The following is a 14706-nucleotide window of genomic DNA, read 5'->3' on the forward strand; positions in this document are numbered from 1 at the left end:
CTACGCCACAATCCGCTCGACCACGTCGCGCACCAGGCCCGTCAGCAGCTCGAGCTTGTATCCGGTCATCGGCAGCGGCCTGGCTCCCGAGATCGCCAGCTCGGTGGCTTGCGCGATGGTCGCCGCGTTAATCTGCTTACCCTGCAGCGCCGCCGCGGACGCGGTCAGACGCAGCGGGACCGGAGCGATGCCGCCGGCGGTGATGTGGACCTGCTGGAACGCGCCGCCGGAGATCACCGCACGCACGCAGATCTCGACCAGCGGCCATTCCGCATGCGTCCGGCTGATGGCGCGCTTGTACAGCGCGCGCTCGCCGGCCAGCGGAACGGGGAGCTCGATCCGCTCGATGCGTTCGCCCGGTGCAAGCAGATTGTCGGCCGCGCCGTTGCTGCCGTCGCCGAGCAGCTCGGAGATCGACAAGCCGCTGCGCCGGTCGGTGGTGATCTTCGCGTCATAGGCCAATAGCGCCATCGCCATCGTCGACGGATGCGGCGCGACGCATGGGCCGAGATCGAACGCGACGTGATAGAGATGGTTGCCGGATCGCGCCGGGCAGTCGGCGCCGCCCTTCTTGAAGCAGGCGATCTGCGGATTGCGGAAATACCAGCAGCGCGAGCGCTGCGCGAGGTTGCCGCCGAGCGTCGCCATGTGCCGGATCTGCGGCGTGGCGAGGCCCTGCGCGGCCGCGGTGATGCCGGGATAAGCCTCGGCGAGCCGCGGATCGGATGCGATCGCAGCGATCGTGGTCAGGGCGCCGATGCGGGCCGAACCGTCCGCATTCCACGTAACGCCGATCGTGTCGGGACTGGCGGCGAGATCGATGATGGCGCCGCACGACAGGCCGCTGCGGCGGCGCTCCGACAGATCGGTGCCGGCGGCGCGGAATTCGGGCGCGAATATGACGTCTGCAGTCGCGACACTCATGCGGCATCCCTCCCTTTCAGCGCGGCGACGATGCGATCGGGCCGGATCGGAATCTCGGTGAGGCGGACGCCGATCGCGTTGTGGATCGCGTTGGCGACGGCGGCCGAGGTCGGCACCGTCGACGCCTCGCCGATGCCGACGCTGTTGCCGAGCACATGGTCGAAGCCCGCTTCGTCGAAATGGACGTCGATCTCGGGCGTGTCGGCGATCCCAGGGATGCGGTAATCCTCCATCCCCGCGGTCAGGACGTCGCCGGTCTTCGGATCAAGCTCGCGCGCCTCATAGAGTGCGTAGCCGAGGCCCTGGATCACCGCGCCGCAGGCCTGGCTGCGCGCCAGCGCGGGCGCTGCGATCTTGCCGACCGCGATGCCGGTATGCACGTTGAGCACGCGGACATGGCCGAGCCAGGTGTCGACCTCCACCTCGATCACCTGCACCGAGCTCGGCACGCCGGCGCCGACCGCGATGTTCGAGAAGCGGCGCATCATCCAGCCGAAGACGAAGCCGATCAGGCCGACTTCGCGCAGCGGCGAGCGGATGCCGGGCGCGGTGTTCTTGCCGTCCTCGCCGCGCGTCTCCACCACCGCGATGTCGGGCGAGCGTGCGATCAGCTCGCGCCAGGGCGCGTTCGAGCCGGGCGCCGGCTTTCGCGTGGCCTGTTCGAGCATCGCGGCCTTCAGCTTCCGCACTGCCTGCAGCGTCGGCGGCATCACCGAGGCGGTGACGCGGCTGCCGCCGGAGCCGGGGCCTTCGGGCAGCGAGGAATCGCCGATCCGCACATCGATCTCACCGGGTTCGAGATCGAACTCGCGCGCGATCGCGTCGGCAAGCACGCTGCGGGTGCCTGTGCCGATGTCCTGGGTCGCCGTGCTGGCGACGATGCGGCCGCCCTTGACCGCGACCTCGACCTTCACCTTGGGCTGCCACAGATAGAGCCAGTAGCCCGTCGCGACTCCGATGCCGCGGCGATAGCGCCCGTTCTGCGTCGGCTTGCGGTTGCGCCAGATCTCGAGCGCGGATGCCCAGTCGTAGAGCCGCTGCCGGTTGGGATCGGGATCCCAGCGCTTGCGCAAGGCGATCGGATCGACGTTGAGCCGCAGCGCGGCCTCGTCGATCGCCTGTTCCACGGCGAACGCCATCGGCGGTCCGCCGGGGCCGCGGAAGGCGGCGCCGGGCGGCAGATTGCTGATGACGTCGAAATCCGAAAGATCCTTCGCCTCGGCCGGATAGATCAGCCGCGCCAGTCCCGCGATGGTCGAGTTGGTCGCGGCGCCGGTATCGGCATGCGCGGTGACCGAGAGCGCCTTCAGGCCGCCTTGCTCGGAAGGCAGCAGCGCGACCTTCAACTCCGCGGCCGGCCGATAACCGGCGACCGAGAGTTCTTCCTGGCGATCATAGGCGACCCGCACCGGCGCTTTCGCCATGCGCGCCAGCTCGATCGCGGCAATCGCCTCGGTCCCCAGGCTCGCCTTCGAGCCGAAGCCGCCGCCGACATGCTCGGCGATCACGCGGACCTTGTCGTGATCGAACTTGTAGCGTTTTGCGATCTGCTCCTTCAGGTGAAACACCTGCTGGGTCGAGGCGTGCAGGGTTAGCCGGTCGCCGTCGAAGCGCGCCACCGCGGCGTGGGGCTCGAGACAGGCATGCTGCTGCGTGGCGGTGCGGAAGGTGGCTTCGACGAGTAGCTTGTTGTTGGCCTGGCGCGCCTCGTCGACCCAGTTGCGGGCCTTTTTTGCGCGTGTCGAGAACACCGCGGTCGGCCCGCGGATGTTCTGCTTCCAGGGCGCCGGTCCGCCGGCCGCTTCCGAGACGTTACCGGCCCGCTTGCGGCTCGCCTTGTCGAACACCACGGGCGCGTCGTCCTTGCGTCCGGCGTCGAGCCCGACCACTGCGGGCAGGCGTTCGCTGATCAACCTGATCGCGGCCAGCGCGGCAAGCGCGCTCTTACGGTCCTTTGCGGCGACCGCCGCAATAGGCTCGCCGACATAACGCACAATCCGGTCGTCGCCGAGCAGCGACACCGCGGTAACGCCGGGGAGCGCGCGCGCCGGCGCGAGATCGAGCGTGGTGATGCGCGCATGCGCCTCGCGCGAGCGCAGGATCAGGCCTTCGAGCTGGCCGTCATGATGGATGTCGACGGTATATTTCGCCGCGCCCGTCACCTTGTCGCGCGCCTCGATGCGAGGCGCCGTGACGTGATCGCCGTCGAAGCGGCCGGCGCAGGCATCCGCCACCGCACGGAAGATCCCGTCATAGGCGCCGCAGCGGCAGAGATGGCCGGACAGCGCCGCGCCGATCTCCTCGCGCGACGGCACCGCCGTTCCCCTGGTCGAGCGCCAATGGTCGCAGAACGCGGTCGCTTCCACGATGAAGCCGGGCGTGCAGAAGCCGCATTGCAGGGCGTCATGCGCCATGAACGCCTTCTGCACCGGATGCAGACCGGACGCGCCGATGGCTTCGACCGTCGTCACCGATTTGCCGGCGGCGGCGTGTGCCGGCATCAGGCAGCTTGCTGCCGGCACGCCGTCGAGCAGCACGGTGCAGGCGCCGCAGACGCCGGCGCCGCACACGAGCTTGGTGCCGGTGAGCTCGAACTGGTCGCGCACGATGTCGATCAAGAGCGCATCGGGATCATCGGGCAGGGATTCGACGCGGCCATTGACGGTCGTCGTGCTCATGGATGTCCTCCGCTTGTCCTGCGTGTCGGCCTCTTGGGGATTGCCGCCTTCTTGACAGGCGGTTTTTGCGATTTTGGCAAAGGTTTCGGCTTGGCGCCGGCGCAGAGCGTCCGCACCATGATCGCCATGTCCTTCAGGAACGCATCCGCCGGCTGCATCGCCGGATACTGCGACTTCGCTGCGTACATCGCCATCTCGACCAGCCGCGCGAATTCGGCCGGCGGGAGGTCCTGCGGCAGCGCGAACTGCTGCTTGCGCACGATCCGCGTGATCGTCGCGACCATGCGCTCCGCATATCGCGCGGCGTAGGTCTGGTAGAGGTCGCGCGCGTGCACGAGGTGCTCGGAATACAACTCCTCGAGATGCGGCGAGCCGTCCAGCGAGCCGATCATGGTCGACATCCGCGCGGTCATGCCCGCGGCGAGGATGTCGCCGAGATCACCGCCCGCGGTCTCCGCCGCGGCAACGGCGGTCTCCTCGGCCGCGATCGCGCTCTCATGCACGCGCTCGATCACGGCGCGGAACAGCGCTTCCTTGGATTCGAAGTGGTGATAGAGCGCCTGCCGCGTCAGGCCGGCCGCCTCGGCGACCTGCTCGATCGAGGAGCTGCGAAAGCCGTGCCGGCGGAACACCAGCATGGTGGCATCGAGAATGCGGGTTTTCGGTCCCATTTGACGATTTTGACAAATATAGAAGAACTGTCAAATCGCGATTTGGTGAGGAGGCTGTGCTGGGGGCTTGATCACCATTCCGCGAGGCCCGCGCCCATGTGAACCGCCTTGCGAATGGTCGCGTCGAAGAAACGTGGAGCTCCAAAGACGACCTTCTCGTCCGGAGCTTGCGAGGATACGCACATGACCCAGGTCTTCTTCCATTGCTCGACCACGCACGGGGTGCTGATGGATCGCCGCGGCACCTCGGTGACCAGCCTCTCGGAGGCATGCGAGGCGGCGACGTGCATGATGCGATCGCTGGTCGCAACGGTCAGCCTGGAAGACTGGCGCGACTGGGTCGTGCATGTCAGCGACGAGTCCGGCGAGGAGATCGTGATCCTGTCCTTCGCATCCGTGCTCGGCAAGCCGCACTGAGAGGGCGCCATGCTGTCACCGCACGCATCATTGCTCGCTCTGCGCGACAGCTGGAACGCGATCACGACGGGCTTGCAGAATCTGATCGCGCGAATTCGCGATCCCTACCGCCCCGAGCTGCACTACATGCGCGGGCCCGGCCCGAAATGGCGCGCCAAGCATGCCGTGCGAGCCGCGCCGGCCGGTTGAACGCGGCGCTGTTCAGCTCTCGCTTCTCGCCGGGCGGTGCATCTCGCGCCGCCACGCCGCCGGGCTGATGCCGACCACCGAGGAAAACACCCGGGTGAAGTGGCTTTGATTGGCGAACCCGGCCGATATCGCGATCTCCGCCAGCGACAGGTCGCGCACCGTCATCAATTGCTTGGCCGTGTCCACGCGCTGGCGCAGCAGCCATTGGTGCGGCGGCAGGCCGGTCGAGACGCGAAATGCGCGTGAAAAATGACTGACCGAGAGATCGAACTCGGCTGCGATCTGCTGCAACCGGATTTTCCCGCCGAGGTCGGACGCAAGCCTGTCGCAGGCCTGCTTCGCTTGCCATGCGGCAAGGCCTCCACGGGCCGGCGCGGTGATGCGCCGCAATCCGCCATAGGTCTGCGCGACATGCGCAGTGAAGGCGAGCATCATGTGATCGACGAAAAGCTGGTTCGTCTCCTCCGGCCGCTTTAACGCTTCAAGCAGCGAGGCACCGAGATGTCGGATGACGCCATCGTCGTGGCCGACGCCGGGCTGATAGGCGAGCTCACCGATCCGCGGCGCGCCGCTTTGCCTCGCCATGTCGTCCAATGCCGAACGGGGCAGATGGAAGAACAGAGAATGGAACGGCTTGTCGATCACGTAGCGCGGATCGCGCTTCAGGTCGTACAGATAGGTCGCGCCGCGGCGGATGTTCGATTTGGTGACATACCGGCCCTGCTCCCAGCATTCGCAATCGTCGTAATCGCGAAACTTGAGGCTGACGAGGTAGGCGTCGTCGGCGGGCAGCGAGCCGGACATATCCCGCACCGGGTCGTCGTTTCGGGTTTCGGTCACCGCCAGCTCGGCGCTGCGCAGCGTTCGCGTGATCAGCGAGGGCGCGTCCTTCAGTTGCAAGGGCTCTCCGAGCCTTCGTCCGTAGACGCCCGCCTGTGCCATTCTCGAAAATTTCCGCCTGCGAACCCGACCGGGTCTGCCGTGACCGGCATCCTGCGCGGTGATAGCTCATTAGCGAAAATCGGCAAGGCGCCGTTCGGCGCATCACGCGATGATGAACGGCCGGCCGACTCCGCCGCGGCAATTATTTCAAAATGATTTCAAGGCGTTTTGACGGTTTGATCCGTCGGGGCCACGAAATGCCGCACCTCCGGCGCGGCGCAGAAACGGACAAAGCATGGTGGTTTCAGGAAAGACGCTCGAGCCGCGTCGCGTTTAGTACGCTCCGACAGTTCCGCGCCTCATCGGTCGACGGAGCGGCCCGCAGGGAGGGAGCGCATGAGCCTTCAAACGCGAGCACGCCTCATGAGCAAGCCTGTCCTGCACCATCCTTTGCGCGAGCCTCCGCCCGCCGCGACTGGCACTTACCAGAACACCGTCCCAGTTGCCGAAGGGCGTCCAGATGCGGAGATGGCCCGCGTGCTCGGCACCACGCCCTTTCGCATGGCTCTGGATTCATCCGGAGCGGGAATCGCCCATTGGAAGCACAAGCCGTTGCACGACGTCGTCGAGCCGATGACCCATCACGTCATCATGGCCTATAGCGGCGCGATGCAGCGGATCGAGCGGCGAACGGGACGATCGGTCGCGATCGGAACCTTCCGTCCCGGCGTCGTGATCATCATCCCCGAGGGATCAAGCTCCCGCTGGGATATCCCGAAGCCCGCTGATATCGTTGTTCTCTATCTTCCCCGCAAGACGATTCAGCGCGTGGCCGACCAAGCCGGCGGCGGCGCTCCGATCGATCTGCTGGAGCGGACGGCGCATCCCGATCCGATCACATCCCGCCTGCTGCTCAGCGCGGCCGACGTCCTGGATGGCAGTGCGGCGCTGGATACGCTATTCAGACAGCAACTGACGGACCTGCTCGCCACGCGTCTCCTGGCCGCGCATACCGGCTCTCCCACCCCGATCGGGCCGACAATGGGCGGGCTGTCGCCGAAGGTCCTGCTCCGCGCGATCGAACGGTTGCGCTCGGACAGCGATGCGGACGTCTCCCTCGATGCGCTGGCGTCCGATGCCGACCTCTCGCGCTTTCACTTCTGCCGTGCCTTCAAGGAAAGCACCGGGCTCTCGCCGCATGCCTGGCTGCGCCAGCACCGGCTCGAGCAGGCCATGAACATGCTGCGCGACACCGACGACCCGGTCGTCTCGATCGCTGCGGCGCTTGGCTATTCCTCGCAGACGGCGTTCGCCGCGGCCTTCAGGAAGCTCACCGGCGAAACGCCGAGCGAATGGCGGCGGCGTCTGCGGTAGCCGCAATCGCTCTTCAGGTCGCGCAATCGCTCTGGGGCACTCGCAAATCCAATTCGCTACATCACTGCCATCCAGAGGAGACATCATATGCGAATAGTCATCATCGGCGCCGGCTTCGCCGGCATGTATGCCGCCCTTTCCGCAGCCCGCCTGCGCGACATCCAGGGCGTCTCGCCCGAGGAGCTCGAGATCGCGCTGGTCGCACCCGAGCCGACCCTGGTCGTCCGCCCGCGGCTCTACGAGAAGAAGCCGGAGACCTTGACCGCGCCGCTGCTCGACGTCTTCAACGCGATCGACGTCGTCTATGTGCAGGGCAGCGCCGAAGCCGTCGACACCAAGGCCCGCACCGTGCAGATCGTCACCGCCAAGGACGCGCGCAAAACGCTACCCTATGATCGCCTTGTGGTGGCAACCGGCAGCCGGCTTTTCCGTCCGAACGTGCCCGGCCTCGCCGAGCATGGCTTCAGTGTCGACAATCTTGCGGACGCGATCGCGCTCGACCGTCATCTGCACGACCTCGCCAGGCAGCCGGCATCAGCGGCGCGCGACACGGTCGTCGTCGCCGGCGGCGGCTTCACCGGCATCGAGGCGGCCACCGAAATGCCGGCGCGGCTCCGCGCAATCCTCGGCAGCGACACCAAACCGCGCGTCATCATCGTCGATCGCAACGTGGCGATCGCGCCCGACATGGGCGAGGGCCCGCGCCCGATCATCGAGGACGCGATGCGCAAGCTCGGCGTCGAAGGCCGCTTCGGCGCCGGCGTCGCCGAGGTCAGCAAGTCCGGCGTCACGCTTTCCAACGGCGAGCATATCGAGGCCGCGACCGTGGTCTGGGCGGCGGGCATTCGCGCCGCGCCGCTGACCGAGCAGATCCCGGCGGAACGCGACAATTTCGGCCGGCTGCTGGTCGATCGCTGCTTGCGGGTGCCGGGCGTCGAGGGCGTCTTCGCGACCGGCGATGCGGCCCGTGCCGCCTGCGACGACGAGGGCAATTACGCACTGATGTCCTGCCAGCACGCCACACGGATGGGCGCCTTCGCTGGCAACAATGCGGCCGCCGAGCTGCTCGGCGTCCCCACCAAACGGTACCACCAGAGGGCCTACGTCACCTGCCTCGACCTCGGCGAGGCCGGCGCGCTGTTCACGCGCGGCTGGGAGCGCAAGGTCGAAATGGTAGGCGACGAAGCCAAGAAGACCAAGAGGGATATCAATACCGTCTGGATCTATCCGCCGCGAGCCGAGCGTGCCGCCGCTCTTGCGTCCGCTGATCCGGAGCACGTCACCGAAGTCTGAGGCTCGGCTCGGCGAGAGCACCGCAACTGCGATCATCGCTTCCGCGCGCGGCGTCGTTCGATCGCTGTGCGCGGAAGCGACTCGAAGTATCGCGGAGCGAAACGCAGTTTAGAATCGTCCTTAGAAGTGCTCGAAAAATCTGAGGCGCATTGACGCAGTATCGCTGCGTTCACGTTGCGAGTTCGCAACACCATCGGCGATAAGCCCAACACTGGACGTGTTCTAATCACCGATCGGCTGCATACGTCTTTCATCGTGTTAGTGACGGCGAAGATGAAGGCGATGTGAGTTGACGGGGGTCGGATGTTTCGTCGCACTGCGCTGGCGGCCGGGTACATGGCCGGCAGCGGTTTGTTCGTGCTGAGTGTGGTGATGCCGCGTGAAAGCGTTGCGCAATCGGCGCTGCCGCCGGTGACGGTCGAAGCGCCGAAACAACAGCAGCAGGCGCGACGAACGCAGCCGGCGCGACGCGCGGCGCGTCCTGCACGCACGACGCCGCGATCGATCGCGAACCGGGCGCCCGCGCAGAACGTTCCAGCACCGGGGGCGAGTGGCGGCGGAGAGCGCGGCAACGGGCCGGTCACCGGCTATCTCGCCAGCCAGAGCGTCACGGCAACCAAGACCGACAGCCCGGTGCTGACGACGCCGCAGTCGATCTCGATCGTCACCCAGGATCAGATCCAGGCACAGGGTGCGCAGAACATCACCGAAGCGCTGCGCTACACGCCCGGCGTGACGATCGAAAGTTTTGGCGCCAACGCGTTCTTCGACGAGTTCAAGTTGCGGGGCTTCACCGCGCCGCGTTATCTCGACGGGCTGCGGCTGCCGACCGACACCACGACCTTCGCGGTCCCGCGCATCGAGACCTATGGTCTCGAGCGGATCGAGGTCCTGAAGGGCCCGTCATCCGGCCTGTATGGACAGTCCGATCCGGGCGGCTTGTTGAACCTGGTCAGCAAGCGGCCCACCGAGACGCCGCATTACGAGTTCGAGGGCACGTTCGGCTCGTTCGATCGCTTCCAGGGCGCCTTCGATATCGGTGGTCCGGCCGACAAGGACGGCCGGTTCCTCTACCGCATCGTCGGCCTTGGCCGCGACAGCAACAGCCAGACCGACTTCGTTCAGGACAACAAGCTGTTCATCGCGCCGAGCTTCACCTGGCGGCCGACCTACGACACCAGCTTCACCGTGCTCTCGCAGTACCAGAAGGTCGACAACAAGGGTTACCAGCAATACGTCCCGGGACAGGTGTCCTTCCTGCCCAACCCCAACGGACATATTCCCTACAGTCGTTACCTCGGCGAGCCCGGGCTGGATGGCTATCATCTCGAGCAGTTCGCGGTTGGCTACGCGTTCGAGCATCGCTTCGACAACATCTTCCAGTTCCGGCAAAACCTGCGCTACACCCAGGTCAGCAACAACCTCGCATCGGTGCGGACCGAGGGCATGGTGACGGATCGTCTGGTCGCGCGCAGCTACAACTACGTCAAGGCCAATGCCGCCAATGTCGCGCTCGACAATCAGCTGCAGGCGGATTTCGCGACCGGGCCGCTGGTCCACAAGGTGCTGGCCGGTGTCGACTACTTCGATCTGTGGGCGAATACCGACTATCGCACCACGCCGATTGCGCCGATCGATGCCTATAGTCCGGTCTACGGCACCGCCGTTCCGTCAGCCAGCTCGCTGGTGCCGTTCATTCTTCGCGACGACAGGCAGTCGCAGCTCGGCGCCTATCTGCAGGATCAGATCAAGCTCGATCGCTGGACGTTGACCATGAGCGGGCGCCAGGACTGGGTCAGCTCCGGCTTCACCAGCATGGCGTTCTATCCGCCCGCCGGGCATTATTCGCGCGACGACTCGGCGCAAACCGGGCGCATCGGCCTGAGCTACCTGTTCGATATCGGCCTCGCGCCCTATGTCAGCTACGGGACCTCGTTCACACCGAATCTCGGCGCCGACAGCGCCGGCCGGTCGTTCAGGCCGACGACGGGCGAGGGCGCGGAGGTCGGCGTCAAGTTCAAGCCGAACGGCTCGAACTTCATGGCGACGGCGGCGGCGTTCGATATCCGTCAGCAGGACGTGCTGACGGCCGATCCCCTCAATCCGCTGTTCAACGTGCAGACCGATGCCGTGCGCGTCCGCGGCTTCGAGCTCGAGCTGAAGGGCAATCTCACGCGCGAGCTCGAGATCACGGCGGGATACACCCATCTCGATCCGCGGGTGACGACGAGCATTGCCGGCTATGCCGGCAAGTACATGATGAACACGGCGCAGGACCAGGTCGCGGTCTGGGGCAAGTATACCTGGTATGACGGCGCGCTCGCGGGCCTTGGGCTCGGCCTCGGCGTGCGCTATGTCGGCGAGACCTACGGCGACAACTTCAACACCTTTGTCATTCCCTCCTATTCCTTGCTCGATGCGTCGGTCAGCTACGACTTCGCCTATCTGCGGCCGGACCTGAAGGGATGGAAGGCACAGGTCAACGTGACCAATCTGACCGACCATTTCTACGTTGCGTCCTGCCTGACCGGGCTTCCCTATTGCGGCCTCGGCAATGGCCGCACGGTGCTGGGCACGATGAAGTACACCTGGAACTAAAGCATGATCCCGAAAAGTGCGAAGCGGTTTTCGGAAAGATCATGCTTCAACAAAAGCATGATCCCGAAAAGTGCGAAGCGGTTTTTCGGAAAGATCGTGCTTCAACAAGAGGCTAAAGCTCGATGACGATCCAACCTGATCTCATCGCACTTTAGGTGACGAAATTGACTGCGACGACCAGATCCTTGCGGCGATGGGGCGCTGTCCATAAATGGACCAGCCTGATTTGCACGTTGTTCATGCTGCTGCTCTGCATCACCGGCCTGCCGCTGATCTTCCACGAGCAAATCGACGATCTGCTGCACAGCCAGGTCAAGCCGGCCGACGTGCCGCCAGGCACGCCGCCGGCCAATCTGGACCGTCTGCTCGGCAGCGCGCTGGAGCAGGCGTCCGGAAAGGTCCCTCACTTCCTGATCTGGGATCGCGACGATCCGAGCGCGATGTTCGTCAGCGTCGGTCCGACCATCGATGCCGATCCGACCAACAATTTGCTGATCCGGATGGACACCCATACCGGCGCCTATCTCGATGCGCCCGATGTGACCGGCCGCTTCACCTACATCATGCTGAAGCTGCACACCGACATGTTTGCCGGACTGCCCGGCAAGCTGTTCCTCGGATTGATGGGGATCCTGTTCTGCGTCGCGATCATCTCCGGGATCGTGGTCTACGCGCCGTCGATGCGGAAGCTGCGCTTCGGCGCCTACCGCGCGCAGCGGACCCGCGTCGTGCGCTGGCTCGACGTCCATAATCTCGCGGGCATCCTGCTCGTCGCCTGGACACTGGTCGTCGGTTTCACCGGGGTCATCAACACCTGGGCCGATCTCGTCCTCAAGATGTGGCAGTTCGGCCAGCTCGCCGAAATGACCGCGCAGTACAAGGACCGGCCGGTGCCGTCGAAGCTGACCTCGCTGAATGCGGCGGTCGAAGTGGCCACCCACGCGGTGCCCGGCATGACGCCGAGCTTCGTCGCCTTCCCGGGAACCCTGTTCAGCAGCAAGAGTCACTACGCGGTGTTCCTGCACGGCGATACGCCGCTGACCTCGCGGCTGCTGAAGCCGGCGCTGATCGACGCGGAAACCGGCAAGCTGACCGATACAAGGGACATGCCCTGGTATGTGACGACCCTGTTCGTCTCGCAGCCGCTGCATTTCGGCGACTATGGCGGCATGCCGCTCAAGATCGTCTGGGCGCTGCTCGACATCCTGACCATCTTCATCCTCGTGACCGGTGTGTATCTGTGGATGCGACGCCGCAGGGCCGGCGTGAGCCAGGAACGCGCGATCGCCAACGCCGCCTCCCTCGACAACCCCGCATTATCGTCGTGACGTCAGCATGGTCTCGCATCGTTCATTGACCCAGATCTTCACCGCTCCGCTCGTCATCGCGATCGTGAGCACGGTCGGATTGATCAGCGCGCTGGTCGGCGACGGCTGGTGGGATGCGGTCTCGTGGGCCGGGCTCGGCCTGCCTGTACTACTCTACGTGCACTTCATCTGGCGGCGCCAGCCGAATTGATCGGGTTGGCCTGATCGCGCCTCGAACCGGTCGCGCATTCAGCAAAGCCGATCCAATCGGAATATGCCGATCCCTGCGGTGTCTCATCCGCGGAGATGCGCGAGAAGCCGAACCGGCAATCGAACAAGCAGTCGCGGCCGCGCAGGTGCCTGCGTGTGGCGTCGCGCCGGCATTGTAAGATGACGGGTTTTCACTCCGGGAGCCCCGCCATGCGTAGCGGGTTGACCAATGCATCCAGGTCGCCCTGTCGACGATACGGCAGCAGCCTGGCCCAGCGGGCCAAGCTAAAACTGGGGTGGCCCGCCAGCAGGTCGGTTGAGATGCTGCGCGCTTCATCTTGCCGGCCGAGATTCCAGAGCGCCGCTATGAGTGTCGACTGCGCGGTCAGCCAGAGCGGCCGCTGCCTCAGGACGCGGGAGGCTATATCGTGCGCCGCCGCGAAATCTCCGAGATGAAATCTTGCGCGCGCTTCGTCCACCATGGATTCGTTGCGCTCAATCGGGCTGAGCCGTTGGGCGTGTTCCTCGTAGAGGACGGCTTTTCGGAAATTGCCGGCGTAGCCGTGGTACATGCCCGCCATGTGATGGGCGTCAGAGCTGCTGGGAGCGAGGCTGATCGCCGTTTCTCCTGCTGCCACAGCTTCATCATGACGGTGTTGATAGATACGAACATAGCCGATCACCAGGTATGCTTCCCCAAAGCTAGGGTCGGCGGCGAGAGCCCGATCAGCGCAGCCCAGTGCGGCTTGATACGCTTCATTTTCATCCTTGATCCAACCGAAGCGCGCCTGGTCAGTCAGGGTAAGACCCAACAAGTAGAGCGCCGGCATAAACGAGGCATTGATCTCGACCGCCTGTTCAAAAAGCTTCCGCGCCTGTGCGTGGGTTTGCCTTGCGAAATTAACGTACAGGGCGCGTCCCTTTAAGACATACTCATAAGCCAGCGGACTGCCCGAGCGTTTTCTCCACACCCTTGCGCGTTCGCCGACGGTCAACTGGACTTCAAGCGCTTCGACGATCTCTTGCGTAATTCGGTCCTGGAGATCGAACACGTCGTCCAGGTCTCCGTCAAAGCGATCCGCCCAGAGATGACCGCCGTCTCGACCATCAATCAACTGCGCCGTCAACCTGATGCGATTGCCGATCTTTCGAACGCTCCCCTCCAGCAGATAACGAGCACCCAGGATCTGCCCGATTTCGCGAATGTCCCTGTTCTGCCCCTTGAATGCGAAGCTCGAGTTGCGAGCTATTACCATCAATTCCTGAATCTTTGACAGGGTCGTAAGGACGTCTTCCGCGATCCCGTCCGCGAAATACTCCTGCTCGCTGTCGCCGCTCATGTTCTGAAACGGCAGCACCGCGATGGAGGGCTTTCCCGAAAACGGGCGCACGCGATGGGATTCGGCAGGAGTCGGATGGCGCTCAGCCGAAGTTCTGGCGCCAATCTTTATGCGCCAGGCGCGGATCGGTTCAGTGATGTTTTTCAGATTCTGTTGGCCCATGTCTTCGAAGGCCGCATCGACCTTGCTCCGGATCTGCCGGTAGGCGTCGTCAGACAGGCATATGCCGCCCGGGTCCGCGATGTTCTCCAGCCGCGCGGCGATGTTGACGCCGTCGCCGAAGATGTCGTTGTTGTCGATGATGATGTCGCCGACGTGAATGCCGATGCGAAATTCGATCCGCTGCTGTTGCGGTGCGGATGCATTAAGCTCCGCCATCCTGCTCTGAACCTCTACAGAGCTGAGCACGGCATCGACGACGCTGTGGAATTCGGCCAGCATGCCGTCGCCGGTCGTCTTGATGATACGGCCGCGATGAGCGGCGATCGTTGGATCAATGAGATTCTTTCTGGCCGCCTTGAGCCGCGCGAGCGTGCCTTCCTCGTCCGTTCCCATCAGGCGGCTGTAGCCGGCGACATCTGCCGCCAGCACTGCTGCCAGTCGCCTTTCCACTCGCTCGGGCGCCACGGACTACCCTAACTTGGAAGTTCAACCCAGCCAATTAAAGCACGTCGAGCTGGCTTCGGGCTAGAGGCCACGCCCTGGCTGACCGTTAGTCGCTAGTGTGCTGAATGCGAAGTTCGTGCGATTTCGCGGCAGCCACTTTCACGAACTTCGCATTCATAAAGCACACTAGAATCATAAGTTTGCTAGTGTCCTTATC

At 64.7% G+C, this 14706-nt stretch carries 12 protein-coding genes; 7 read left to right on the forward strand and 5 right to left on the reverse strand.

Annotated features, from left to right (window positions below; translation table 11 throughout):
• Genes RX327_RS07640 through RX327_RS07650 form a run of 3 tightly spaced genes read right to left on the reverse strand, consistent with a single transcriptional unit; the run spans position 1 to position 4273 of the window.
• The gene (locus RX327_RS07640) at positions 1-924 is read right to left on the reverse strand and encodes an FAD binding domain-containing protein (RefSeq protein ID WP_317249933.1); all 924 of its coding nucleotides are present in this window, start codon (positions 922-924) and stop codon (positions 1-3) included.
• Entirely contained in the window at positions 921-3602 is a 2682-nt protein-coding gene (locus RX327_RS07645) for a molybdopterin-dependent oxidoreductase (RefSeq protein ID WP_317249934.1), read from the reverse strand. The genes RX327_RS07640 and RX327_RS07645 overlap by 4 nt, the downstream gene beginning before the upstream one ends.
• Positions 3599-4273 carry a TetR/AcrR family transcriptional regulator gene (locus tag RX327_RS07650; RefSeq protein WP_410712146.1) on the reverse strand — a complete coding sequence of 225 codons (675 nt, stop codon included), beginning with the start codon at positions 4271-4273 and terminating at the stop codon, positions 3599-3601. The genes RX327_RS07645 and RX327_RS07650 overlap by 4 nt, the downstream gene beginning before the upstream one ends.
• Before the next feature lie 183 nt (positions 4274-4456).
• Between RX327_RS07650 and RX327_RS07655 the strand changes: the two genes are divergently transcribed.
• Positions 4457-4690, forward strand: a complete 234-nt coding sequence (locus RX327_RS07655; RefSeq protein WP_028333132.1) for a DUF6894 family protein — start codon at positions 4457-4459, stop codon at positions 4688-4690.
• A gap of 9 nt (positions 4691-4699) precedes the next feature.
• Complete coding sequence (locus RX327_RS07660; protein ID WP_317249935.1) at positions 4700-4879, forward strand: hypothetical protein; 180 nt, start codon at positions 4700-4702, stop codon at positions 4877-4879.
• Between the two features lie 12 nt (positions 4880-4891).
• Here RX327_RS07660 and RX327_RS07665 read toward each other — a convergent pair whose 3' ends face one another.
• On the reverse strand, positions 4892-5821 hold the full coding sequence (locus tag RX327_RS07665) for an AraC family transcriptional regulator (protein WP_317249936.1): 930 nt from the start codon (positions 5819-5821) through the stop codon (positions 4892-4894).
• Between the two features lie 363 nt (positions 5822-6184).
• Between RX327_RS07665 and RX327_RS07670 the strand changes: the two genes are divergently transcribed.
• From RX327_RS07670 to RX327_RS07690, 5 genes are all read left to right on the forward strand, one after another.
• Positions 6185-7135, forward strand: a complete 951-nt coding sequence (locus RX327_RS07670; RefSeq protein ID WP_317249937.1) for an AraC family transcriptional regulator — start codon at positions 6185-6187, stop codon at positions 7133-7135.
• 87 nt (positions 7136-7222) lie between these two features.
• A complete protein-coding gene (locus RX327_RS07675; RefSeq protein ID WP_317249938.1) occupies positions 7223-8428 on the forward strand; it encodes an NAD(P)/FAD-dependent oxidoreductase in 1206 nt (401 codons plus the stop codon).
• 336 nt (positions 8429-8764) lie between these two features.
• Positions 8765-11026 (forward strand): TonB-dependent siderophore receptor, encoded by a 2262-nt coding sequence (locus tag RX327_RS07680; RefSeq protein ID WP_410712174.1) that lies wholly within the window; start codon positions 8765-8767, stop codon positions 11024-11026.
• Positions 11027-11265: 239 nt separating this feature from the next.
• The gene (locus RX327_RS07685) at positions 11266-12354 is read left to right on the forward strand and encodes a PepSY-associated TM helix domain-containing protein (protein ID WP_317249940.1); all 1089 of its coding nucleotides are present in this window, start codon (positions 11266-11268) and stop codon (positions 12352-12354) included.
• Between the two features lie 7 nt (positions 12355-12361).
• Positions 12362-12544, forward strand: a complete 183-nt coding sequence (locus tag RX327_RS07690; RefSeq protein ID WP_050384161.1) for a hypothetical protein — start codon at positions 12362-12364, stop codon at positions 12542-12544.
• A 190-nt stretch (positions 12545-12734) separates the two neighbouring features.
• Here the strand turns inward: RX327_RS07690 and RX327_RS07695 are convergent, their stop codons facing one another.
• Positions 12735-14510, reverse strand: a complete 1776-nt coding sequence (locus tag RX327_RS07695; protein ID WP_317249941.1) for an adenylate/guanylate cyclase domain-containing protein — start codon at positions 14508-14510, stop codon at positions 12735-12737.
• Between the last annotated feature and the right edge of the window lie 196 nt (positions 14511-14706).

This window comes from Bradyrhizobium sp. BEA-2-5 (genome assembly GCF_032918025.1).
GTDB lineage: Bacteria > Pseudomonadota > Alphaproteobacteria > Rhizobiales > Xanthobacteraceae > Bradyrhizobium > Bradyrhizobium pachyrhizi.